Source organism: Klebsiella sp. 4_1_44FAA, from assembly GCF_000238715.1.
GTDB lineage: Bacteria > Pseudomonadota > Gammaproteobacteria > Enterobacterales > Enterobacteriaceae > Klebsiella > Klebsiella pneumoniae.
This window is the reverse complement of record NZ_JH414798.1, coordinates 400,917-421,996: the sequence shown is the minus strand read 5'-3', so window position 1 is coordinate 421,996 and position 21,080 is coordinate 400,917. Positions and strand designations below refer to the sequence as shown.

Genomic DNA, 21,080 nt, shown 5'->3' with positions numbered 1-21,080 from the left:
CACTTTTTGACTGGCGCTTTTCGCCCCATTGACTACGCTGAAAAATAACGGCCATAACTGGTCGTACCACAACTCAGCTGAAAAATGGGGTGAAGCGATGAGTAAAACCAATGTCCGCATCGGCGCGTTCGAAATAGACGATGCCGAACTGCACGGTGAGCATCAGGGTGAGCGAACGTTAAGCATACCCTGCAAATCCGATCCAGACTTATGTATGCAGCTTGACGCCTGGGATGCCGACACCAGCGTGCCCGCGATTCTCAATGGCGAACATTCCGTTCTCTACCGTAAACATTACGACCGCCAGTCCGATGCCTGGGTCATGCGCCTTGCCTGACACCAATGAACCCGTCGCCTGAGACGGGTTATTTATTTCCCCGTCCCGCCGTCATCCCCTACACTAAATAGTATGTGAACCCGAGCATGAGGCCAGGATGTTTGCCTTAGTGTTGTTTATTTGCTATCTGGATGGCGGCTGCGAGGACATTGTGGTTGACGTCTACCGCGAGGAAACGCAGTGCTTAGTGGCGATGGAGGATCAGCGGATCCGCCACGGTGGCTGCTACCCGATAGAAGATTTTATTGATGGCTTCTGGCAACCCGCCAGCGAATACAGCGACTTTTAGCCTGCCGACTGCAGCGCCACCAGCGTCAGCGTCCCACCAAACACAGCGCCCGTATCAATATAGTGTTGATTATCGTGGTCATAACGCGCCTGAAGCGGCGTATGGCCAAACCAGAAATGGTCTGCGCCGCCAATAGCGCCATGGCGCCCCGCCAGGTGTTCACTCAGACGATGGCGGCTCCATAGTACCCGTTGGGGATCCACCGGCTGCTGCCAGCGATAGACCGGCGCCGGGTAATCGGCGTGGGCGATCACATGCCGCGCTTTCTTGCATTCCACTTCAATAATCAACGGTAGCCGCCGACAGTGCGCCAGCAGCCGATCGACGTCGGCCCGCTGCCGCGCATCGCCCTTGACGTACCAGTCGCCACCGTTCATCTGCCAGAGCCGCATATCTCCGCTCTCCAGCGCCTCCAGCGCCATCTGCTCATGATTCCCCCGAACGGCCCTGAACCAGCGACAGCGCAACAGGCCAAGACAATCGGCGCTCTGCGGCCCGCGATCGATCAGATCGCCCACCGAGATCAGCAGATCGGCCCAGGGATCAAAACGCAGCTGACGCAGGCGATTCATCAGCAGCGCAAAGCAGCCATGCAGATCGCCCATCAGCCAGATATTACGCCAGTCGCTGCCGTTAATACGTTGATACATATAATTACCTCTCAGCGGTAATTATAGGTAATTCCAGCAAAGGTCCACGGAATTTAATTTACACCTCAATCAATTTTAAACAGACGGCAAATATAGTCCGCCAGAGGATTAAGCTTGTCAGTGGCTCGCTTTAAAATAGGGGGAAATCACAACGAGGTGTTTATCGTGACAGACAATAGCCTGCATTCATCCGGCGTGCTAGCGCCGCGCTCGCATCTTATTGCCGATCTGGTGATGGGCAGATTGACACCTGCCCCCATCTGGCGGCAAAAAAATTACCGCTTTAAGTTTTTGCTGCGCACGGCCTTATTTTATAACGCCACCAGAGCGATGCTGGAAGCGCTCAGCGCTCGGGATGATTTTAATCAGCTGCTGGCCGCGCAGGCTACGCTGCCGGGCAAAGTACACCGTCAATATCTGACCCGCGATCTCAACGCCTGGCAGCGGGCGGTGGCGGTAATCAACCATTATCGTTATATCGACACCCTACGCGGATCGCGGCTGGCGCACGCTATGACCGCGGTGTCTGAGGTCCCGCTGCTGACGTTAAACGGAAAAGAGGACCGCCGGTTTACTCTTTATGCCTCCTCGGCAGGCAAAGCCGAACGTGAGGGTGAAACCACTCTGTGGCTGCGCGACAGCGACCACACCCTGCTGGCCAGCGCCACCTTCAGCGTAACCCGTGATCACGATGCCTGGCAGCTGGTTATCGGCGGTCTGCAGGGGCCACGACGTCACGTTTCTCATGAGGTGATAAAGCAGGCGACTCGCGCCTGCTACGGCCTGTTTCCGAAGCGCCTGCTGCTGGAGTTTATCTGGCAGCTGGCCGCGCGCAGCCAAATCGCGGCTATTTACGGCGTCAGCGATAATGGTCACGTGTTCCGCGCCCTGCGCTATCGCCTGAGCAAAGGCCGCCATTTCCACGCCAGCTACGACGAGTTCTGGCAGTCTATCGACGGCCAGCCGGAAAGCCCCTGGCGCTGGCGGCTACCGCTATGTCTGGAAAGAAAATCGCTGGAGAGTATCGCCAGTAAAAAACGGGCTGAATATCGGCGGCGATTCCAGCTGCTGGATCAGCTGACGGAGCAGGTGGCAATATTGACGCAGCGGCATGCCGGTGATAAAATTGCGCTGTCGGTGAAGCCGAATTACAACATGGCGTTTGCTTATTATGTCAATATTTCGCTACTATCAGGGTCCCCGAAGGCCACCGGATAGTCGCTTGCATAATGAGTAAAACCGAAATTTTTCTGCTGATTATTCTGGCGGTCATTCTGCTCGGGAGCATATGGTTTATTTTCAGCGATGAAATTTGGCTATTGCTCTGCTATCTGGAAAGTCAGATATACCCTACATTCAGCGTTCCGCAATAATATTTTCCGCCCGCAAAAGTGCTCGTGCTTATTATTTATGCCACCTCGTCAGCCGGCGAGGTGTAATCGCATGAATTGCCAAATCGTTTAGATTTTGCTTATTTTATTTATCATACAAATATGTATACTAGCAGGCTTCCGATGTTGGCCCGCCAGTTAACCTGCACGCCGGGCCTGTTTAGGTGCAGGTTTTTTCTTTTCTCCGCCCTCGTTTACGGTTCCACCTTTGCCACCTCCCCCTTCCACAGGATGCGATTTATGTGTAAATGAATTGTGTATGCTAAAAACGGTGTGCTATAACGGGACATCCAGAGGCCAGCGGGTGTTTGACTGACAGGATGTCGCTGGCTATTGAGAAAGAAGACAGATAAAGATAAAAAGAGACCGAATACGATTCCTGTATTCGGTCCAGGGAAATGGCTCTTGGGAGAGAGCCGTGCGCTAAAAGTTGGCATTAATGCAGGCTAAGTCGCCTTGCACTATAAGAATAGTTTAACGCGTCAGCTTTTCCAGTCCGCGGCCAAAGTGGCTGCATAATTCCTGGAAAGGGGGCCCCTGCCAGCGAAAAAACCGCCACTGCCGTTGTCCGGCAAGGGCGGTTTTTTTAATGTTATTACAGCAGGATAGCGAGAAAGTTTAGCAGAGCTTCTGCGCTCGCTCGATAAAGGGCGCGAGGCTCATTTTTTGTCCCGGATGCTGCGGATCGTCGTTCTGGATCACTGAGATCGGCTGCGCGGTGGTTTTGCCGGCTTTGACCTGCTGCTCAGCCACCTCATTGAGCGGATACTGAACCAGCGTGCTCGGGTTGATGGCGTAAAGCGCGTTACCCGGTCGACAGGTCAACATAACCTCTTCCCGGTTGAACGCCCAGCTCTCCTTCCCCACCTCAAAACGGCTCACGGTGATAATTTGTGGCGCTGCCAGAGCAGCCCCGGAGCTTGCCAGTAACAACATGGTCAGAACAATTTTTTTCATGATTTTGCCAGTTAATTCAATAAGGTTCCCAGGTGGCAAACAGACTGACGGCCAGCAGCGCCAGCGCGCCCAGCCCTATTTCAGCCTGCGTGGTTCGCAGGATCAGGCTTTCCGCCCGCGAACCGCTTGCCGACATGCGCGGTACCAGAACATACCTGTTCACTAACGCAATTACCACCATCCCGGCGACCAGCGCACATTTGATCAACAACATGCGTCCCCACGGCGATGCGCCAATCAATCCTCCCTGGATCAACAGCGCATTGAGCGCTCCGCTGGCAATCGTGCCGGCGACGGCCAGATGCCCGTAACGTGAAAAGCGCGCCATGGTATAGACCGCGGCCGGCCGCCAGCGCCCCTGCGCCAGGCGCAGGCAATAGATAAAGGGCAACAGACCGCCAAACCAGCTGGCGACGCAGAAGAGATGCACAGCGTGGTTTGTCCGCTGCAGCACGCCGGTGAGACCATCGTGCATAGCGGCGTGCCCTACCCCGGCGGAAAGCAGCAGCTGTGCCGCCAGCAGGGCCACCAGCTGGCGGGCGCCGTGACGGGGACGGATCCACACTACCGCAAGCGCGATCCACGCCAGTAGGATCTGCCAGATCCACACTCCACCAAAGTGGGTCCCGGCCACCGCCTGCCAGACGGCGGGTCGCCAGACATCCGTCCAGCCTTCGCCCATCATTCCTCCCTGCAGGAGATACAGCGCCAGCGTAGAGATCGCGCCGATCAGCAGCAGCGGGCGCAGTAGTGGATAAAAGCGCAGCATCAGCACGCGTCTCAGCGGTACCGGCGCCCACCAGGCGCCATACAGCACGCAGCCAAAAGCCAGCATCAGGGAGATAAAGTGCCCAAAGCGCAGGGTAATATAGAGCCCGGTCAGCATCGCTTACTTCACGCTAAAGGTATATTGCCCTTTGGTTTTATGACCATCCACCGAGACCACATGCCATGCCACGGTGTACTCTCCCGGCGGCAAGGCTTCCGCCAAAGGTAACGTGACCTCGGCCGGATTATCGGCGCTGCGGGTCAGTTTTCCGGTAGCCACCGCATGCTGCTGCGGACCGGTGACGGTCACGCCGCTGAATGCGGGTTCAATACCTTCGGAAAAACTGAGCGTCAGCGTCTGTGGGGAAGCTGAAAGCTGCGCCCCGGCGGTCGGGATCTGCTGCTGCAGGTGAGCGTGGGCGAAGGCGCCCGCCGCGGTTAACATCCCGGCAAGCGCAACGGAGAGGCGCAACGCGCGTCCAGCAAGAAGTCGCATATTCGTCATTCCCTTTTGTTATGTCTGTAGCACAGAGAATAACCCTGTATAATGCCAGAGTCGAGCCAGGCATCTGGCCCTGACCGGATTTATAAGCAGAGTGGAGTGGATGATGGAAAGAAATCTGGCCAAAATTTCGCAAGATGAGATGGATAAAGTCAATGTCGATCTCGCCGCCGCCGGCGTTGCTTTTAAGGAGCGGTACAATATGCCGGTGGTCGCTGATTTAGTCGAGCGTGAACAGCCTGCACATCTGCGCGACTGGTTCCGTGAACGACTGATCGCCCATCGGCTGGCCTCCGTCTCCCTTTCGCGACTACCGTGGGAGCCGAAACAGAAATAATGCGCGCTCGCCTCCTCCCCGTCGGTTGGCAAGCCCGGCCAATTCCATTACGCTTATTGTTTTGCTCTGGAGCGAGCCATGCTGCGCGTCATTGATACCGAAACCTGCGGCCTGCAGGGGGGCATCGTTGAAATCGCCTCGGTCGATATAGTCGACGGGCAAATTACCAATCCCATGAGCCATCTGGTGCGTCCCGATCGGCCCATCAGCCCGCAGGCGATGGCTATCCACCGGATCACGGAAGAGATGGTCGCTGATAAGCCGTGGATTGAGGAGATTATTCCGCACTATCATGGCAGCCCGTGGTACGTCGCGCATAACGCCAGCTTCGATCGCCGGGTGTTGCCGGAGATGCACGGCGAGTGGATCTGTACGATGAAGCTGGCCCGACGCCTGTGGCCGGGAATCAAATACAGCAATATGGGGTTATATAAATCACGTAAGCTGAACGTGACTACGCCGCCGGGACTGCATCACCACCGGGCGCTGTATGACTGCTATATCACCGCCGCGCTGCTGCTGGATATCATCAATGTTTCCGGCTGGACCCCTGACGAAATGGCCGATATCACCGGTCGGCCGGCGCTGCTGACTACTTTTACCTTCGGCAAATACCGGGGTAAGGCCGTCGCCGAGATTGCTGAAAACGATCCAGGCTATCTGCGCTGGTTATTCAACAATCTCGACCGCATGAGCCCCGAACTGCGCCTGACGCTCAGGCATTACCTCGGGGAATAGCGCCTACACTGCCGCTTTTCCCGGCAGTGTCCCCTGCGCCAGGGCGATGAAAAAGGCGTACTCCAGCGCCACCCCTTCATAGCTTTTAAAGCGCCCGGATTTTCCGCCATGTCCGGAATCCATATCGGTGCAGAGCAGCAGCAGGTTATCGTCGGTTTTCAGTTCCCGCAGTTTCGCCACCCATTTAGCCGGCTCCCAGTATTGCACCTGGGAATCATGCAGACCGGTAGTCACCAGCATGTGGGGATAGGCCTGCGCCCTCACGCCGTCATAGGGACTGTAGCTTTTCATATAGTGATAATAGGTTTCATCCTGCGGATTTCCCCACTCTTCAAATTCGCCGGTGGTCAGCGGAATAGTTTCATCCAGCATGGTGGTCACCACATCGACGAACGGCACCTGGGCTATCACGCCATGGAACAGCTCTGGCCGTTCATTCACGGCCACGCCCATCAGCATTCCGCCGGCGCTGCCCCCCATGCCGTAGCAAAGCCGCGGATCGCCGTACCCCTGGGCAAGCAGCGCGTCACAGACGTCCAGATAGTCGTTGAAGGTATTTTTCTTACACAGGAATTTACCGTCTTCATACCATTGCTGACCCAGCTCGCCGCCGCCGCGGACGTGGGCGATGGCGTAGACAAAGCCGCGGTTGAGCAGGCTCAGCCGGCTGGCGCTGAAATCGGCATCGATACTCTCGCCATATGAGCCATAGCCATAGACCAGCAGCGGGTTGCTCCCTTTGCGAAAATGTTCGCGATGGTAGACCAGAGAGACCGGAACTTCGACGCCATCGCGGGCGGTCACCCACAGGTGTTCGCTCTGGTAGCAGCTCGTATCCAGCCCCTTTACCTCCTGCTGTTTGATCACTCTTCGTTCGCCGGTATCCATATCCAGTTCAAACAGCGTATCCGGCGTAGTCATGGAGGAATAGCCGTAGCGCAGTCGCGACGTTTCGGGCTCCGGATTATAGGCAAGCCAGGTGACATAGGCCGGATCGTCAAAAGCGATCCCCACCACCTCCCGGGTCTTGCGGTTAATTTGCCGCAGACTGGTCAGGCCACGCTGACGCTCTTCCACAACCAGCCAGTCGGTAAACAGGGTAAATCCTTCGAGCATCACGTCGTGACGCGGGGGGATCAGCGTGGTCCACTGTTCTTCATCACGCAGCACGGTACGGTAGAGGCCGAAATTCTTCCCCTCCCGGTTGGAACGAAGATAGAAAGCGTGCTGATAGTGATCAAGACTGTATTCATGATCTTTACGCCGTGGCAGAAAGCAGACCGGCTCGGCGTCTGGCAGTTCGGCGTTGAGCAGCAGCACTTCGCTGGTGGTGGCGCTGGAGAGATAAATTACCACGAACTGCTGGGAGGTGGTTTTATGCACGCTGACGTAGAAGGTCTCATCTTTTTCCTCGTAGACCAGCGCGTCGCTCTGCGCCGGTGTCCCGACGGTGTGGCGCCAGACCTGATAAGGGAGCAGCGTGGTGGGATGTTTACGCACATACCAAACAAAGCGTGAATCGTTGCTCCAGGCAAAGCCGGAGGTGACATTTTCGAGGATTTCCGGGTACCACTCGCCGTTGCTGAGGTCGCAAAAGCGCAGGCCGTACTGGCGGCGGGAAAGGTAATCTTCCGCCACCGCCATTAGCTGGTTGTTGGGCGCAATGCCCAGTCCGCCCAGGGTGTAGAACTCGCTCTTCGCCGCACGCTGGTTGGCATCGAGCAGGATCTCCCACTCATCCCACTCTTCTTTCAGCACCGACTGCCGCTGGTAGATAGCGTATTCGCAGCCCGGCTCATACACCTGACGGTAGCGAAAGCCGTTTTTACTGTAGGGGGCAGAGACTTCCCGCTGCGGAATGCGGTCGATAATCTCCTTCAGCAGACGCTCCTGCAGGCTGAGCTGCGAATCCATCACTTGCTTGCCGTAAGCGTTCTCCGCGTGCAGATACTCCAGCACGTCAGGTCGCGCGCGCTCATCGTCGCGCAGCCAGTAATAATTATCGATGCGTGTATCGCCATGCAAGGTCATGGCGTGAGGGATCCGTTTAGCTTTAGGTGGCATGTTATTCTTCTGCTGCTTTATCGTGACACAAGAGCATTCAGGGCGCAGGGTGGCGCCTGAATGATGACGTGTCTATAAGGGTGGCAAAAGACGCGAGCGATGCAAGCGAAACGTGATGATTTAGACGCTTAGCGCTTGTTTTTGTGACTGGATATCCTGTTCTATATCGGCCCGGACATCTTTCGGCAGCGCCAGGGCGTCTCCCAGCGCATTAAGGTAGCTACGCTCCATAAAATGGTCGATATCAATCACCGCGCAGCTGACGTAGTAGATCTCCAGCGCCTCCTGCGGGTCGATGATGCCCTCGGCGAGACGCTGCGGATCCAGCGGCTGGGCCAGCGCCTGGTCAATTAGCACCCGGGCCTGAACGTCAATATTGGCCGCCCGCAGCTGAGTTTCAATATTCGCCCGCTCGTGGTCATCAATATGACCGTCGCTTTTCGCGGCAAATACCAGGGCCGTGATCAGCCGGACGCTACGCGGATCGACATCCGTCGGCGCCGCTGCCGTCTCAGGCGCCTGGGCGGACGTATTCTGCGCGCGCATTTTCTGCTGATACTTGTTCCATAACACCGTGCCCGCCACCGCCCCGCCGCCTGCCAGCAGCGCGCTAGTGCCATATTTCGCCAACAATTTGCGTGACGATTTGCTGGCCACCAGCAATCCGGCCAGCCCACCGATGGCGCCGGGCAGCAGGCCGCTCCCTTTTGACGACTCGCCGGACGGTGACGCACCCTGCTGCCCGAGCAGCGACTGCAGTTGATGTAGCCAGTTAGCCATGGTTTTCCTCTCAGGTGACAAACACTGTTATCAGCCTAAACGACGCGATGTCAGGAAATGTTAGATATGGCTAAAGATGCGCAAAGGTACGTGCGACGGCAGCATCGGAGCCGACCGACCAGTGACTGACCGCCAGCGTTCAGGCTGCCTTGGCTTTGCGCGCTTTGGCCGCCGGCACGGCGTCATCACCCGCCGGAGAAGTCTCGGCGGTAGCCGACGGCGCGGAGGCGTCCTGTGCGGGCGTCTCTTGCTCCGGCAGTCGGCCAACTCGCAGGATATGCTGCAGCGCTTCTTTACGCTCCGCCAGCCACATCGCCATGGTATCGCGCTGGACGTCATCCATCTCCAGCGGCGATGCCACCAGCCAGTCATTCAGCACCTCTGCCAGATCGAGCATTTTGTCGTAAGCGTCGGCCTCTTTTTTGCTGGCAAAAGACATTTTTTCCTCACCTTCGCGGATCACCACATATTTAATTTCAACCGCCATACTGCAGCCTCTCAACACTGTATTTTTATACAGTATAGCAAATTTCCCTCCCGGACTCAACTCACGCGCGTTACGCGCGTAAAGACATACGCAAACGTTTTCGTTTATAATCGCTGCCATCTATTTTTACTGCGGATGAGAGTTATGACTGTATTAGGCACCGCGCTGCGCCCGGCAGCCACCAAAGTTATGTTGTTAGGTTCCGGCGAGTTGGGTAAAGAAGTCGCTATTGAATGTCAGCGTCTGGGCATTGAAACCATCGCCGTAGACCGCTACCCCGATGCCCCGGCGATGCAGGTCGCCCACCGCGCCCACGTCATCAATATGCTGCACGGCGAGAGCCTGCGCGCCCTGATTGAACAGGAAAAACCCGATTACATCGTGCCGGAGATCGAAGCTATCGCTACCGACACCCTGGTCGAACTGGAACAGGCCGGGCAGAAAGTGGTCCCCACGGCGCGGGCGGCAAAGCTCACCATGAACCGCGAAGGCATTCGCCGCCTGGCGGCGGAAGAGCTGCAGCTTCCCACTTCCTGCTATCGTTTTGCCGACAGCGAAGAAGGCTTCCGCGCGGCGGTTACCGAGATCGGTTTGCCATGCATCGTTAAACCGGTGATGAGCTCCTCCGGCAAAGGCCAGAGCTTTATCCGCTCGGCTGACCAGCTCAGCGAAGCCTGGCGCTATGCGCAGCAGGGCGGCCGCGCTGGCGCCGGACGGGTGATCGTCGAGGGGGTGGTGAACTTCGATTTCGAAATCACCCTGCTCACCGTCAGCGCTGTCGATGGCGTGCATTTCTGCGCTCCGGTTGGCCATCGTCAGGAAGACGGCGATTACCGCGAGTCCTGGCAGCCGCAGCAGATGAGCGACCTGGCCCTCGAGCGTGCCCAGGCCATCGCCCGCGAGGTGGTGCTGGCGCTGGGAGGTTATGGTCTGTTTGGCGTGGAGCTGTTCGTATGCGGCGACGAGGTGATCTTCAGCGAAGTCTCCCCGCGACCACACGACACCGGGATGGTGACGCTTATCTCCCAGGATCTCTCGGAATTCGCCCTGCACGTTCGCGCCTTCCTCGGGCTACCCGTCGGCGCTATCCGCCAGTATGGTCCGGCCGCCTCCGCGGTGATCCTTCCGCAGTTGTCCAGCCAGAACGTCAGCTTTGGCCAGCTGCAGTCGGCCGTCGGGGCTGGCCTGCAGCTGCGTCTGTTCGGCAAGCCGGAGATTGACGGTACCCGCCGCCTGGGGGTAACCCTCGCCGTCGCCGATTCGGTTGAGGAGGCCGTGGCGCGGGCTAAAGCCGCCGCCGCGGCGGTCATCGTCGAAGGGTAAAGACAAAAAAACCCGGTCGCGTTGCCGCAGACCGGGTTGTTGACCTGGAGGCGTGGTTTATTTCGCGCCTTCCACCGCTTCTCGCGCGAGGGTGGTGATGCGATCGTAGTCGCCGGCTTCGAGGGCGTCGGCTGGCACCAGCCAGGAACCGCCGATGCACAGTACGCTGTTCAGCGCCAGGTAGTCACGGTAGTTGGCCGGAGAGATACCGCCGGTCGGGCAGAAACGAATGTGGCCGAACGGACCCGCAATCGCCTGCAGGGCTTTCACGCCGCCGTTGGCTTCCGCCGGGAAGAATTTAAACTCTTTCAGGCCATACTGCATACCCAGCATCAGCTCAGATACCGTGCTGATCCCCGGGATCAGCGGGATGGTGCCGTCTTCGGTCGCCGCTTTCAGCAGGGATTCGGTAAGACCCGGGCTGATAGCGAACTGCGCGCCGGCTTCCGTTACCGCTTTCAACTGCTCAACGTTGGTAACCGTGCCCGCGCCGACAATCGCGTCCGGAACTTCTTTGGCAATCGCGCGGATCGCCTCCAGGGCGCACTCGGTGCGCAGGGTAACTTCCAGCACGCGAACGCCGCCCGCCACCAGCGCTTTCGCCATCGGTACCGCGTGTTCCAGCTTTTTCACTACGATAACCGGGACAACCGGACCGGAGGTGAGGATTGCTTCTGCTGTTGTTTTCCAGTTTTTCATCAGGATTTTCTCTCGCCAGATCTAGAAATTAAATCGTCTTAAAAAGTGATGCAGGTTGCGCCCTGCTCCGCGCCAGAGAGCTTCTCACGCAGCGCCCCAAACATCTCCCGACCGGTTCCCACGCGCGACGCGCTGAGGTCAGGGATATGCGGCTGACGCGCCGCCAGTTCGGCCTCATCCACCAGCAGCGTCAGTTCCCCCGTCTGTCCGTTCACGCGAATAAGATCGCCATCGCGCACTTTCGCCAGCAAGCCGCCATCATACGCTTCAGGCGTGACGTGAATGGCTGACGGAACTTTACCGGAGGCGCCAGAGAGTCGGCCATCGGTCACCAGCGCTATTTTGAAACGGCGGTCCAATAATACACCAAGTGGCGGCATAAGTTTATGTAATTCTGGCATCCCGTTCGCTTTTGGCCCCTGATGACGGACCACCACCACGCAGTCTTTGTCCAGCAGCCCCGCTTCAAAGGCCGGCAACACGTCGTGCTGGCTCTCAAATACCACCGCCGGCGCTTCAATCACCTGGTTCTCCACCGGGACCGCCGAAGTTTTCATCACCGCGCGTCCCAGGTTGCCGCTCAGCACCTTGGTGCCGCCGTGGCGGGAGAATGGTTTTTCAAAGGTCGCGATGACCTGGTCGTCCAATGGCGCTGTCGCCCCTTCGCGCCAGTCCAGCTCGCCGTTATTCAGCCATGGCTCCAGGGTGTAGCGCGACAGGCCAAAGCCGGCCACGGTGTGAACATCCTCATGCAGCAGGCCGCCTTTCAGCAGCTCGCGCACCAGTACCGGAACGCCGCCTGCCGCCTGGAAGTGGTTGATATCCGCCGGGCCGTTGGGATAGAGGCGCGCCAGCAGCGGCACAACGTCTGACAGGTCGGAGAAATCGTCCCAGTTAATGATAATTCCCGCCGCGCGGGCCATCGCCACCAGGTGCATAGTGTGGTTGGTGGAGCCACCGGTCGCCAGCAGCGCCACGATGCCGTTGACCACCACTTTTTCGTCAAACATTTTGCCCAGCGGCATCCACTCATTGCCGTTGCCGGTCATGCGGGTGACCTGGCGCGCGGCGGCGGCGGTCAGTGCTTCCCGCAGCGGAGCATCCGGATGGACAAAGGACGAGCCCGGCAGCTGCATGCCCATAAATTCGACCACCATCTGGTTGGTGTTCGCCGTTCCGTAGAAAGTACAGGTCCCCGGCGCGTGATAAGAGGCGGCTTCGGACTCCAGGAGCGCCATACGGTCAACTTTCCCTTCTGCATACAGCTGGCGAATGCGAACCTTCTCTTTATTCGGCAGGCCGCTGGCCATCGGACCGGAGGGAATAAAGACCGACGGCAGATGGCCAAATGAGAGCGCCGCCATGGTCAGACCGGGAACAATTTTATCGCAGACCCCGAGATACAGGGCCCCGTCGAACATGTTATGCGACAGGCCGATGGCGGCGGACATAGCGATCACCTCGCGGCTCAGGAGTGAAAGCTCCATCCCGTCCTGCCCCTGCGTTACGCCGTCGCACATCGCCGGCACGCCGCCGGCGACCTGGCCGACCGCATTGGCGCTGTGCAGCGCTTTGCGGATGATCTCCGGGTAGTGTTCATAGGGCTGGTGAGCGGACAACATGTCGTTGTAGGAGGTGATGATGGCAATGTTGTTGCGCAACATGCTCTTCAGGGAGGCTTTGTCGTCAGCCTGGCAGGCCGCGAATCCGTGAGCCAGATTGCCGCAGGCCAGTTGCGCACGATGCACGGTGTCGGTTTTGGCCTGGTTAATCCTTGCGAGGTAAGCCGCGCGGGTGTCACGCGACCGTTCGATAATGCGATTTGTTACCCGTAACATTGTCGAATTCATAAAGGCTCCTCAAATTTTTATCTGTCCGGCCGCTGCGTGATGACGTGTTGACGTGGTAAAGGCCACAAACACCAGCGCTCAGGGGCAAAATGTCTGCAGGCAGTGTAATAAAAAAAGCCCCGTGGGTGAATCCTCACGGGGCTTAAAAGATTAAAAAGCGTGCGACTTTCTGCGTCAGATCATGTTACCGGTAAAATAACCCTGACGGATTAGCCTCCAGCCTTACTCGAACTCGTTCCATGAACGACCGTCGCGAGTGATCATGGCCACCGACGCAACCGGTCCCCAGGTCCCGGCCTGATACGGTTTCGGCGCATCGCGGTCGGCTGCCCAGGCTTCGGTAATGGAGTCAACCCATTTCCACGCCTCTTCTACTTCGTCGCGGCGAACGAACAGCGCCTGGATGCCACGCATGGTTTCCAGCAGCAGACGTTCATAGGCATCGGCCAGGTGCGTCTGATTAAAGGTCTCGGAATAGCTCAGATCCAGTTTAGTGATCTGCAGGTTATGTTTATGATCGAGGCCCGGCACTTTGTTCAGTACCTGGATATCTACCCCTTCGTCCGGCTGCAGGCGAATGGTCAGCTTGTTCTGCGGCAGCTCCTGCCAGGTCTCTTTAAACAGATTCAGTTCCGGGGTTTTGAAGTAAACCACTACCTCTGAGCATTTGGTCGGCAGACGTTTGCCGGTGCGCAGATAGAACGGTACGCCAGCCCAGCGCCAGTTATCGATATCGACGCGGATCGCCACGAAGGTTTCGGTGTTGCTGGTCTTGTTGGCCCCCTCCTCTTCGAGATAGCCAGGCACTTTTTTGCCCTGGGCAAAGCCGGCGGTATACTGGCCGCGAACGGTTTTCTCGCGCACGTTGGAGCGGTCAATACGGCGCAGGGATTTCAGCACCTTGACCTTTTCATCACGGATGCTGTCGGCGCTGAGATCGGACGGCGGCGACATGGCAATCATGCACAGGATCTGCAGCAGGTGGTTCTGGATCATGTCGCGCATCTGCCCGGCCTGGTCGAAGTAACCCCAGCGCCCTTCAATACCCACCTCTTCCGCGACGGTGATTTCGACGTGATCGATGGTGCGGCAGTCCCAGTTATTGACGAACAGGGAGTTGGCGAAGCGCAGCGCCAGCAGGTTGAGGACCGTCTCTTTACCGAGATAGTGGTCGATACGGTAGACCTGACACTCTTCAAAAAACTCGCCGACCTGGTCGTTGATTTCACAGGAGGTTTCCAGCGAGGTGCCGAGCGGTTTTTCCATGACCACGCGCGCAGGCTTGGCATTAAGCTTCGCTTCGCCCAGCCCTTTACAGATCGCGCCAAAGGTGCTCGGCGGCATAGCGAAATAGTTGATGGTGACACGGTTCTTTTGATCCAGCATCTCACCCAAGCGGGTGAAGCCGCTGGTGTCATTGACGTCAAGATTACAGAACTCCAGGCGTCCGCTCAGGGTATCCCACAAACCTTCATCAATTTTTTCTTTCATGAAGGTTTCCAGCGCTTCGCGCACGACTTTGGTATAAGCCGCTTTATCCCAGTCGGCACGGCCGACGCCAATGATTCTGGTGTCAGCGTGGATCTGGCCCGCCTTTTCAAGCTGATACAGGGAAGGCAACAATTTACGCCGCGCCAGGTCGCCCTTCGCGCCGAAAATGACCAGGTCGCATGCCTGGGCCGTTTGCGTTACCGCCATGTCATTCTCCTCAGTTGATAGTCTGGTGCTTTTGCCAGGCTATATTTGTAATTTTCTTACACTGCACTGTACTGTGTTTACGTATTTCCCGAAAGCCTTCCCCTTCGTTTGCGGCGGTAAAACCGCACAGGGTGAAAACATTCGGCGATGATTTGGGCATTCGGCCGTTATTGTTCGTTGTTTGTACCTGGTTCAGGTCAGTAAAATACGACCCTGATCATGTAATGAAAAAAAACAACATCATTTCACGTCATTCCTCACCGCTTGCGCTTGCGGAGGGGTATATTCTTGCTAAAACGCCCAATGATTTCACCCATTAATGAAATCGTTTCCATTGATGAGCGCCCTGTTACTAATGAACATGCTGGAAAAAATCCAGTCCCGACTGGAACACCTTAGCAAATCTGAACGCAAAGTGGCGGAAGTGATCCTCGCCACCCCCGAGCAGGCCATTCATTCGAGCATCGCCGCCCTCGCCCTTGAGGCCGGGGTTAGCGAACCGACCGTCAATCGCTTCTGCCGTAGTCTCGAAACCCGCGGATTCCCTGACTTCAAACTGCATCTGGCCCAGAGCCTTGCGCACGGCACGCTCTATGTTAACCGGAATGTCGATGAAGACGACAGCGTTGAGTCATACACGGGAAAAATATTCGAATCGGCCATGGCGAGTTTAGATCAGGTGCACCATTCTCTCGACATGTCGGCGGTAAATCGCGCGGTGGATCTGCTGACTCAGGCCAAAAAAATCGCCTTTTTCGGCCTCGGCTCCTCAGCGGCGGTCGCTCACGACGCGATGAACAAATTTTTCCGCTTTAACGTGCCGGTCATCTATTCCGACGACATTGTCCTGCAACGGATGAGCTGTATGAATTGCGATGACGATGATGTGGTGGTGATTATCTCGCATACCGGAAGAACCAAGAGCCTGGTGGAGCTGGCGCAGCTGGCTCGTGAAAACGATGCCATGGTGATCGCGCTCACCTCCGCCGGTACGCCGCTAGCCAGGGAAGCCACGCTCGCCATTACCCTTGATGTGCCGGAAGATACCGACATCTATATGCCGATGGTCTCCCGTTTGGCCCAGTTGACCGTCATTGACGTGTTGGCGACTGGCTTTACCTTGCGTCGGGGGGCAAAATTCAGAGATAACTTGAAGAGGGTCAAGGAAGCGCTGAAGGAATCGCGTTTTGATAAAGAACCATTCGTACCCAGTGATAATCAATAAAAGTTGATAACAAGCAGTACCCCATTACACCTTCGATAACGATCCGGCTGTGCGACGTTGCAGGCTGGCGCTACCGAATCCATGTTCACGCAACACCTAAGTTGTATCAGTCAACGGAGTATTACATGTCCAGAAGGCTTCGCAGAACCAAAATCGTTACTACCTTAGGCCCGGCAACTGACCGCGATAACAACCTGGAAAAGGTTATCGCCGCGGGCGCAAACGTAGTACGTATGAACTTCTCTCACGGCACCCCGGAAGATCATCAGCTCCGTGCCGACAAAGTGCGTGAGATTGCGGCAAAACTGGGCCGTCATGTGGCCATCCTCGGCGACCTCCAGGGACCAAAAATTCGCGTATCGACCTTCAAAGAAGGCAAAATTTTCCTCAACGTCGGCGATAAATTCCTGCTCGACGCAAACCTTGGCAAAGGCGAAGGCGACAAAGAGAAAGTCGGGATCGACTATAAAGGCCTGCCGGCGGACGTCGTGCCGGGCGATATCTTATTGCTCGACGATGGTCGCGTGCAGCTGAAAGTCCTCGAAGTTCAGGGGATGAAAGTGTTCACTGAAGTGACCGTCGGCGGCCCGTTGTCCAACAACAAAGGGATCAACAAGCTGGGCGGCGGCCTGTCTGCCGAAGCGCTGACCGACAAAGATAAAGCTGATATCGTCACCGCCGCTAAAATCGGCGTCGACTACCTGGCCGTCTCTTTCCCGCGCTGCGGCGAAGACCTGAACTACGCCCGTCGCTTGGCGCGCGATGCCGGCTGCGATGCGAAAATCGTCGCCAAAGTTGAGCGTGCCGAAGCGGTTTGCGATCAGGATGCGATGGACGACGTGATCCTCGCCTCCGATGTGGTAATGGTTGCCCGTGGCGACCTCGGCGTCGAGATCGGCGATCCTGAGCTGGTGGGCATCCAGAAAGCGCTGATCCGTCGTGCCCGTCAGCTGAACCGTTCCGTCATCACCGCCACCCAGATGATGGAGTCGATGATCACCAACCCGATGCCGACTCGCGCGGAAGTGATGGACGTGGCCAACGCCGTGCTGGATGGTACCGATGCGGTGATGCTCTCCGCGGAGACCGCTGCCGGTCAGTATCCTTCGGAAACCGTGGCCGCGATGGCGCGCGTGTGTCTGGGCGCGGAAAAAATCCCTAGCCTCAACGTCTCCAAACACCGTCTGGACGTCCAGTTCGACAACGTGGAAGAAGCGATTGCCATGTCGGCGATGTATGCCGCCAACCACCTGAAAGGCATTACCGCCATCATCACCATGACCGAATCGGGCCGTACCGCGCTGATGACTTCGCGCATTAGCTCCGGTCTGCCGATTTTCGCCCTCTCCCGCCACGAGCGCACCCTGAACCTGACCGCCCTCTACCGCGGGGTGACGCCGGTGTTCTTCGACAGCCAGAATGACGGGGTGGCCGCCGCGCACGACGCCGTCAATCTGCTGCGGGACAAAGGCTATCTGGTCTCCGGCGACCTCGTGGTCGTTACCCAGGGTGACGTGATGAGCACCATCGGCAGCACCAACACCACTCGTATCCTCACCGTCGAGTAAGCACGGTAGAGATAAAAAAGCCTCCTGACGGAGGTCTTTTTTTATTTCTTTTTCGGGAACAGCTCTTTGCGTTTATAGGGCTCAATTTCACCCGGCTTGCGCGTTTTCAGCAGCTTCAGGATCCAGGTATACTGCTCGGTGTGCGGTTTAACAAACACTTCCACTTCTTCGTTCATCCGCCGGGCGATGGTCGTATCGTCAGCGTCCAGCAGATCGTCCATCGGCGGGCGCACCAGCACCGTCAGGCGATGCGTCTTGCCATCGTAGACCGGGAACAGCGGTACGACGCGGGCGCGGCATACTTTCATTAAGCGGCCAATCGCCGGCAGCGTGGCCTTGTAGGTGGCAAAGAAATCCACAAACTCGCTGTGTTCGGCGCCGTGATCCTGATCGGGCAGATAGTAGCCCCAGTAGCCCTGGCGCACCGACTGAATAAACGGTTTGATCCCATCGTTGCGCGCGTGCATACGCCCGCCAAAACGACGACGCACGGTATTCCATACGTAATCGAACACCGGGTTACCCTGGTTATGGAACATCGCCGCCATCTTCTGCCCGCCGGAGGCCATCAGCATCGCCGGGATATCCACACCCCATGCATGCGGAACGAGAAAAATCACCTTCTCATTATTGCGCTGCATCTCGTCGATGATCGCTTTCCCCTGCCAGTCGACGCGGGCAAGTATTTTCTGCGGATCGCGCAGGCCCAGCTCGGCCATCATCACCATCGCCTGCGGCGCCGAGGCATACATGGCGTCGATAATCGCTTCCCGCTCGTACTCGCTTTTTTCCGGGAAGCAGTACAGCAAATTAATCTGCGCCCGGCGGCGCGAGCTTTTCGCCAGACGCCCTACCAGACGACCGAGTTTGCCGAGGAGCGGATCGCGAAAGGATGGCGGCGTCAGCGCAATACCGGCGAAGGCAAAGACCCCCAGCCAGGCGCCCCAGTAGCGCGGCAGTAAAAAGGATTTTTCAAACTTAGGGATAAACTCAATATTATTTTTTTCGTTTCCATGCCCAATCCGCAGATCGACTGCTTAATCAAGATAATGGGATAGTGTAGCGAGACGTCGGGTATCCTACAAAAGAAAAAGCCGGCGCCCAGGGGCACCGGCTTTCCACTGACCGGTGGTTAGTCAAACCGCAGCTGCGGAACGACCTCTTTGACCTGCGCCAGATAGTCGGTCCGGTCGGAACCGCTCAGCCCTTCGGTACGCGGCAGCTTAGCCGTCAGCGGGTTGACCGCCTGCTGGTTGATCCACACTTCGTAGTGCAGGTGTGGCCCGGTAGAGCGTCCGGTATTCCCCGACAGCGCAATGCGATCCCCGCGCTTCACTTTCTGCCCCGGCTTCACTAACAGCTTACGCAGGTGCATGTAGCGAGTGGTATAGGTGCGACCGTGGCGGATCGCGACGTAATACCCGGCAGCGCCGCTGCGTTTGGCCACGACTACTTCACCATCGCCCACGGCCAGCACTGGCGTTCCCTGCGGCATCGCGAAATCGACGCCACGGTGCGGCGCGACGCGGCCGGTGACCGGGTTCAGACGACGCGGATTAAAGTTAGAGGAGACGCGGAACTGACGCGCCGTTGGGAAGCGCATAAAGCCCTTCGCCAGACCCGTCCCGTTGCGGTCGTAGAATTTGCCGTCTTCGGCGCGGATGGCATAGTAATCCTTACCGTCAGAGCGAAGACGCACGCCGAGTAACTGGCTTTGCTCACGTTTGCCGTCGAGCATTTCGCGCGACATCAATACCGAGAATTCGTCGCCTTTCTTCAGCTTACGGAAATCCATCTGCCACTGCATGGCCTTGATCACCGCGTTGATTTCCGTGCTGGTCAGCCCGGCATCACGCGCGCTGGAGACAAAGCTGGCGCCGACGGTGCCCTTCAGCACGCTGTTGACCCAATCGCCTTTCTGCAGCTCGCTGCTCATTTTAAAACCGTTATCCACACGGGTATAGGTGCGGGTCTCGCGGCGGGACATCTCCCAGGTCAAGCTCTGCAGATCGCCGTCGGCGGTCAGGGTCCAGGAGAGCTGCTGGCCAATCTTCAGGTTGCGCAGCTCTTTATCGGCGGAGGAAAGCTGGGCGATATCGCCCATATCGATACCGTACTGGTTCAGAATACTGCTGAGCGTATCGCCGGTCGACACCACATATTCGTGCCCGCCGGCATCGCTATCGGCTTTTTCGTCGAGCTCATCCTGAGGAATGGCTTCTTCTTCCTGCGGGGCCTGATCGATCGGCTCGGAGGCTTCCGGCAGCAGGGAGCGGATCTCGCTTTTTTCCAGTTCAATGGTTCTGACGATGGGGGCGGATTCCGGGTGGTAAATGTAGGGTCGCCAGACGGCGACCGCTAAGGTAAGAACGCTAAGCGACCCCAGCATAACGCGATGAGGTCGTGGCAGATTGTTGAATGCCTGAGTGACAGCGCGGGCTATCTGTTGCACGTATTCACTTCCTCGTTAATCTCCTTTCAGGCAGCTCGAATACTGATTCGCCAGTTGGGTGAGGAATTGCGGGTAACTCGTTTTACCCAGCGTAATTCCTGTCCCCAGTGGATCCAGGGTCCCCATGCGCACAGACGTGCCCCGGGCAACAGCTTCGATAACCGCTGGCCTGAACTGTGGCTCAGCAAAAACGCAAGTGGCTTTCTGCTCAACCAGTTGTGTTCTGATTTCGTGTAAACGCTGCGCACCGGGCTGTATTTCAGGGTTGACGGTAAAGTGCCCCAGCGAGGTCAAACCGTAGTGTTTTTCAAAGTAACCGTAGGCGTCATGAAAAACGAAATAGCCCTTCCCTTTCAGCGGTGCCAGCTCATTGCTCACCTGCTTGTCGGTCGCCGCCAGCGCGGTCTCGAACTGCTGCAGGTTGCTGTCGAGTTTGGCTCGACTCTGCGGCATAAGTTCCAATAATTTATCGTGGATTGCAACCGCCGAAAGCCGCGCTATCTCTGGGGATAACCACAGATGCATATTGTGAATACCGTGATGGTGATCGCCGTCACCTTTTTCTGCTGCGCCATGGTCATGACCATGGTGATCGTCATCGTCGTCCGCCCCGGTCATGAGCAGCGGTTTGACCCCATCCAGCTCGGCAATCGTCACCTTTTTATTCGCCGCAATGCTTTGCGTCGACTTATCCATAAAGGCTTCCATTTCCGGACCAATCCACACCACTAAGTCTGCGTTCTGTAAGCGTTTTACATCAGAAGGACGGAGGGAATAATCATGCTCAGAGGCGCCATCGGGCAGCAGCACCTGGGTCTCGGTCACCCCATCGGCGATGGCCGCCGCAATAAAGCCCAGCGGTTTCATAGAAGTCACCACGGCGGCGCTTGCCAGCGGTACCTGTGCGAACAAAAAAACAGCGCCAAGTCCAGCGCAAAGAAGCGTATTTTTATGTAACATAATGC

At 57.3% G+C, this 21,080-nt stretch carries 22 protein-coding genes and 1 pseudogene; 9 read left to right on the top strand and 14 right to left on the bottom strand.

Annotated elements, in window-relative coordinates; all coding sequences use genetic code 11:
- Nucleotides 1–97 precede the first annotated feature (97 nt).
- Nucleotides 98–337, top strand: a complete 240-nt coding sequence (locus HMPREF1024_RS23485) for a YebV family protein (protein ID WP_002911393.1) — start codon at nt 98–100, stop codon at nt 335–337.
- Between the two features lie 97 nt (nt 338–434).
- Nucleotides 435–626 carry a YebW family protein gene (locus HMPREF1024_RS23490; RefSeq protein ID WP_002911395.1) on the top strand — a complete coding sequence of 64 codons (192 nt, stop codon included), beginning with the start codon at nt 435–437 and terminating at the stop codon, nt 624–626.
- Here HMPREF1024_RS23490 and pphA read toward each other — a convergent pair.
- Nucleotides 623–1,276: a protein-serine/threonine phosphatase gene (gene pphA / locus HMPREF1024_RS23495; protein WP_009307541.1), complete on the bottom strand. Its 654-nt coding sequence runs from the start codon at nt 1,274–1,276 to the stop codon at nt 623–625. The genes HMPREF1024_RS23490 and pphA overlap by 4 nt on opposite strands.
- 156 nt (nt 1,277–1,432) lie before the next feature.
- Between pphA and HMPREF1024_RS23500 the strand changes: the two are divergent.
- Nucleotides 1,433–2,398, top strand: a pseudogene (locus tag HMPREF1024_RS23500) (VirK/YbjX family protein); the annotation flags it as partial.
- Between the two features lie 107 nt (nt 2,399–2,505).
- Nucleotides 2,506–2,649 carry an Ecr family regulatory small membrane protein gene (locus tag HMPREF1024_RS30390; protein WP_002911398.1) on the top strand — a complete coding sequence of 48 codons (144 nt, stop codon included), beginning with the start codon at nt 2,506–2,508 and terminating at the stop codon, nt 2,647–2,649.
- Nucleotides 2,650–3,285: 636 nt separating this feature from the next.
- Here HMPREF1024_RS30390 and HMPREF1024_RS23505 read toward each other — a convergent pair.
- The 3 genes from HMPREF1024_RS23505 to yobA are packed head-to-tail and all read right to left on the bottom strand — an operon-like array spanning nt 3,286 to nt 4,888.
- Entirely contained in the window at nt 3,286–3,624 is a 339-nt protein-coding gene (locus HMPREF1024_RS23505) for a YebY family protein (protein WP_009307539.1), read from the bottom strand.
- A gap of 16 nt (nt 3,625–3,640) precedes the next feature.
- Nucleotides 3,641–4,510 (bottom strand): copper homeostasis membrane protein CopD, encoded by an 870-nt coding sequence (gene copD / locus HMPREF1024_RS23510; RefSeq protein WP_009307538.1) that lies wholly within the window; start codon nt 4,508–4,510, stop codon nt 3,641–3,643.
- Nucleotides 4,511–4,513: 3 nt separating this feature from the next.
- Nucleotides 4,514–4,888 (bottom strand): CopC domain-containing protein YobA, encoded by a 375-nt coding sequence (yobA, locus tag HMPREF1024_RS23515; protein ID WP_004151448.1) that lies wholly within the window; start codon nt 4,886–4,888, stop codon nt 4,514–4,516.
- Nucleotides 4,889–5,000: 112 nt separating this feature from the next.
- Between yobA and HMPREF1024_RS23520 the strand changes: the two genes are divergently transcribed.
- Complete coding sequence (locus HMPREF1024_RS23520) at nt 5,001–5,231, top strand: DNA polymerase III subunit theta (RefSeq protein WP_002911406.1); 231 nt, start codon at nt 5,001–5,003, stop codon at nt 5,229–5,231.
- A 78-nt stretch (nt 5,232–5,309) separates the two neighbouring features.
- Entirely contained in the window at nt 5,310–5,969 is a 660-nt protein-coding gene (gene exoX / locus HMPREF1024_RS23525; RefSeq protein WP_002911407.1) for an exodeoxyribonuclease X, read from the top strand.
- Between the two features lie 3 nt (nt 5,970–5,972).
- Here the strand turns inward: exoX and ptrB are convergent, their stop codons facing one another.
- From ptrB to HMPREF1024_RS23540, 3 genes are all read right to left on the bottom strand, one after another.
- Nucleotides 5,973–8,033 (bottom strand): oligopeptidase B, encoded by a 2,061-nt coding sequence (gene ptrB, locus HMPREF1024_RS23530; RefSeq protein ID WP_004151449.1) that lies wholly within the window; start codon nt 8,031–8,033, stop codon nt 5,973–5,975.
- A 120-nt stretch (nt 8,034–8,153) separates the two neighbouring features.
- A complete protein-coding gene (locus tag HMPREF1024_RS23535) occupies nt 8,154–8,813 on the bottom strand; it encodes a tellurite resistance TerB family protein (protein WP_004145550.1) in 660 nt (219 codons plus the stop codon).
- A 139-nt stretch (nt 8,814–8,952) separates the two neighbouring features.
- Nucleotides 8,953–9,300, bottom strand: a complete 348-nt coding sequence (locus tag HMPREF1024_RS23540) for a YebG family protein (RefSeq protein WP_004175424.1) — start codon at nt 9,298–9,300, stop codon at nt 8,953–8,955.
- A 144-nt stretch (nt 9,301–9,444) separates the two neighbouring features.
- On the opposite strand from HMPREF1024_RS23540, the gene purT reads away from it, so the two are divergent.
- Nucleotides 9,445–10,623 (top strand): formate-dependent phosphoribosylglycinamide formyltransferase, encoded by a 1,179-nt coding sequence (purT, locus tag HMPREF1024_RS23545; protein WP_009307537.1) that lies wholly within the window; start codon nt 9,445–9,447, stop codon nt 10,621–10,623.
- 57 nt (nt 10,624–10,680) lie between these two features.
- On the opposite strand, the gene HMPREF1024_RS23550 is transcribed toward purT, so the two are convergent.
- From HMPREF1024_RS23550 to HMPREF1024_RS0125455, 4 genes are all read right to left on the bottom strand, one after another.
- Nucleotides 10,681–11,322 carry a bifunctional 4-hydroxy-2-oxoglutarate aldolase/2-dehydro-3-deoxy-phosphogluconate aldolase gene (locus HMPREF1024_RS23550; RefSeq protein ID WP_002911423.1) on the bottom strand — a complete coding sequence of 214 codons (642 nt, stop codon included), beginning with the start codon at nt 11,320–11,322 and terminating at the stop codon, nt 10,681–10,683.
- 38 nt (nt 11,323–11,360) lie between these two features.
- Complete coding sequence (edd, locus tag HMPREF1024_RS23555) at nt 11,361–13,172, bottom strand: phosphogluconate dehydratase (RefSeq protein ID WP_002911425.1); 1,812 nt, start codon at nt 13,170–13,172, stop codon at nt 11,361–11,363.
- A gap of 222 nt (nt 13,173–13,394) precedes the next feature.
- Nucleotides 13,395–14,870 carry a glucose-6-phosphate dehydrogenase gene (gene zwf / locus HMPREF1024_RS23560; protein ID WP_009307536.1) on the bottom strand — a complete coding sequence of 492 codons (1,476 nt, stop codon included), beginning with the start codon at nt 14,868–14,870 and terminating at the stop codon, nt 13,395–13,397.
- A 10-nt stretch (nt 14,871–14,880) separates the two neighbouring features.
- Entirely contained in the window at nt 14,881–15,030 is a 150-nt protein-coding gene (locus tag HMPREF1024_RS0125455) for a hypothetical protein (protein ID WP_004145554.1), read from the bottom strand.
- Between the two features lie 159 nt (nt 15,031–15,189).
- On the opposite strand from HMPREF1024_RS0125455, the gene HMPREF1024_RS23565 reads away from it, so the two are divergent.
- Both HMPREF1024_RS23565 and pyk read left to right on the top strand, forming a co-directional pair.
- On the top strand, nt 15,190–16,095 hold the full coding sequence (locus tag HMPREF1024_RS23565; protein WP_004145555.1) for a MurR/RpiR family transcriptional regulator: 906 nt from the start codon (nt 15,190–15,192) through the stop codon (nt 16,093–16,095).
- A 125-nt stretch (nt 16,096–16,220) separates the two neighbouring features.
- Entirely contained in the window at nt 16,221–17,663 is a 1,443-nt protein-coding gene (gene pyk, locus HMPREF1024_RS23570; RefSeq protein ID WP_002911440.1) for a pyruvate kinase, read from the top strand.
- 41 nt (nt 17,664–17,704) lie between these two features.
- Here the strand turns inward: pyk and lpxM are convergent, their stop codons facing one another.
- From lpxM to znuA, 3 genes are all read right to left on the bottom strand, one after another.
- Nucleotides 17,705–18,685, bottom strand: coding sequence for a lauroyl-Kdo(2)-lipid IV(A) myristoyltransferase (gene lpxM, locus HMPREF1024_RS0125450; protein WP_032428337.1), 981 nt, complete (start codon nt 18,683–18,685; stop codon nt 17,705–17,707).
- A 110-nt stretch (nt 18,686–18,795) separates the two neighbouring features.
- Nucleotides 18,796–20,115, bottom strand: coding sequence for a murein DD-endopeptidase MepM (mepM, locus tag HMPREF1024_RS23575; protein WP_002911444.1), 1,320 nt, complete (start codon nt 20,113–20,115; stop codon nt 18,796–18,798).
- A gap of 15 nt (nt 20,116–20,130) precedes the next feature.
- On the bottom strand, nt 20,131–21,075 hold the full coding sequence (gene znuA, locus HMPREF1024_RS23580) for a zinc ABC transporter substrate-binding protein ZnuA (RefSeq protein WP_009307534.1): 945 nt from the start codon (nt 21,073–21,075) through the stop codon (nt 20,131–20,133).
- Between the last annotated feature and the right edge of the window lie 5 nt (nt 21,076–21,080).

What these genes read in the sequence shown, in the direction of transcription:
- HMPREF1024_RS23520 (WP_002911406.1), top strand. Translation starts at nt 5,001, where the DNA reads ATGGAAAGAAATCTGGCCAAAATTTCGCAAGATGAGATGGATAAAGTC.
- pyk (WP_002911440.1), top strand. Translation starts at nt 16,221, where the DNA reads ATGTCCAGAAGGCTTCGCAGAACCAAAATCGTTACTACCTTAGGCCCG.
- HMPREF1024_RS0125455 (WP_004145554.1), bottom strand. Translation starts at nt 15,030, where the DNA reads ATGCCCAAATCATCGCCGAATGTTTTCACCCTGTGCGGTTTTACCGCC.
- HMPREF1024_RS23505 (WP_009307539.1), bottom strand. Translation starts at nt 3,624, where the DNA reads ATGAAAAAAATTGTTCTGACCATGTTGTTACTGGCAAGCTCCGGGGCT.
- edd (WP_002911425.1), bottom strand. Translation starts at nt 13,172, where the DNA reads ATGAATTCGACAATGTTACGGGTAACAAATCGCATTATCGAACGGTCG.
- exoX (WP_002911407.1), top strand. Translation starts at nt 5,310, where the DNA reads ATGCTGCGCGTCATTGATACCGAAACCTGCGGCCTGCAGGGGGGCATC.
- ptrB (WP_004151449.1), bottom strand. Translation starts at nt 8,033, where the DNA reads ATGCCACCTAAAGCTAAACGGATCCCTCACGCCATGACCTTGCATGGC.
- copD (WP_009307538.1), bottom strand. Translation starts at nt 4,510, where the DNA reads ATGCTGACCGGGCTCTATATTACCCTGCGCTTTGGGCACTTTATCTCC.
- yobA (WP_004151448.1), bottom strand. Translation starts at nt 4,888, where the DNA reads ATGCGACTTCTTGCTGGACGCGCGTTGCGCCTCTCCGTTGCGCTTGCC.
- HMPREF1024_RS23535 (WP_004145550.1), bottom strand. Translation starts at nt 8,813, where the DNA reads ATGGCTAACTGGCTACATCAACTGCAGTCGCTGCTCGGGCAGCAGGGT.
- HMPREF1024_RS23485 (WP_002911393.1), top strand. Translation starts at nt 98, where the DNA reads ATGAGTAAAACCAATGTCCGCATCGGCGCGTTCGAAATAGACGATGCC.
- pphA (WP_009307541.1), bottom strand. Translation starts at nt 1,276, where the DNA reads ATGTATCAACGTATTAACGGCAGCGACTGGCGTAATATCTGGCTGATG.
- znuA (WP_009307534.1), bottom strand. Translation starts at nt 21,075, where the DNA reads ATGTTACATAAAAATACGCTTCTTTGCGCTGGACTTGGCGCTGTTTTT.
- purT (WP_009307537.1), top strand. Translation starts at nt 9,445, where the DNA reads ATGACTGTATTAGGCACCGCGCTGCGCCCGGCAGCCACCAAAGTTATG.
- HMPREF1024_RS23550 (WP_002911423.1), bottom strand. Translation starts at nt 11,322, where the DNA reads ATGAAAAACTGGAAAACAACAGCAGAAGCAATCCTCACCTCCGGTCCG.
- HMPREF1024_RS23490 (WP_002911395.1), top strand. Translation starts at nt 435, where the DNA reads ATGTTTGCCTTAGTGTTGTTTATTTGCTATCTGGATGGCGGCTGCGAG.
- HMPREF1024_RS23565 (WP_004145555.1), top strand. Translation starts at nt 15,190, where the DNA reads ATGAAATCGTTTCCATTGATGAGCGCCCTGTTACTAATGAACATGCTG.
- HMPREF1024_RS30390 (WP_002911398.1), top strand. Translation starts at nt 2,506, where the DNA reads ATGAGTAAAACCGAAATTTTTCTGCTGATTATTCTGGCGGTCATTCTG.
- HMPREF1024_RS23540 (WP_004175424.1), bottom strand. Translation starts at nt 9,300, where the DNA reads ATGGCGGTTGAAATTAAATATGTGGTGATCCGCGAAGGTGAGGAAAAA.
- zwf (WP_009307536.1), bottom strand. Translation starts at nt 14,870, where the DNA reads ATGGCGGTAACGCAAACGGCCCAGGCATGCGACCTGGTCATTTTCGGC.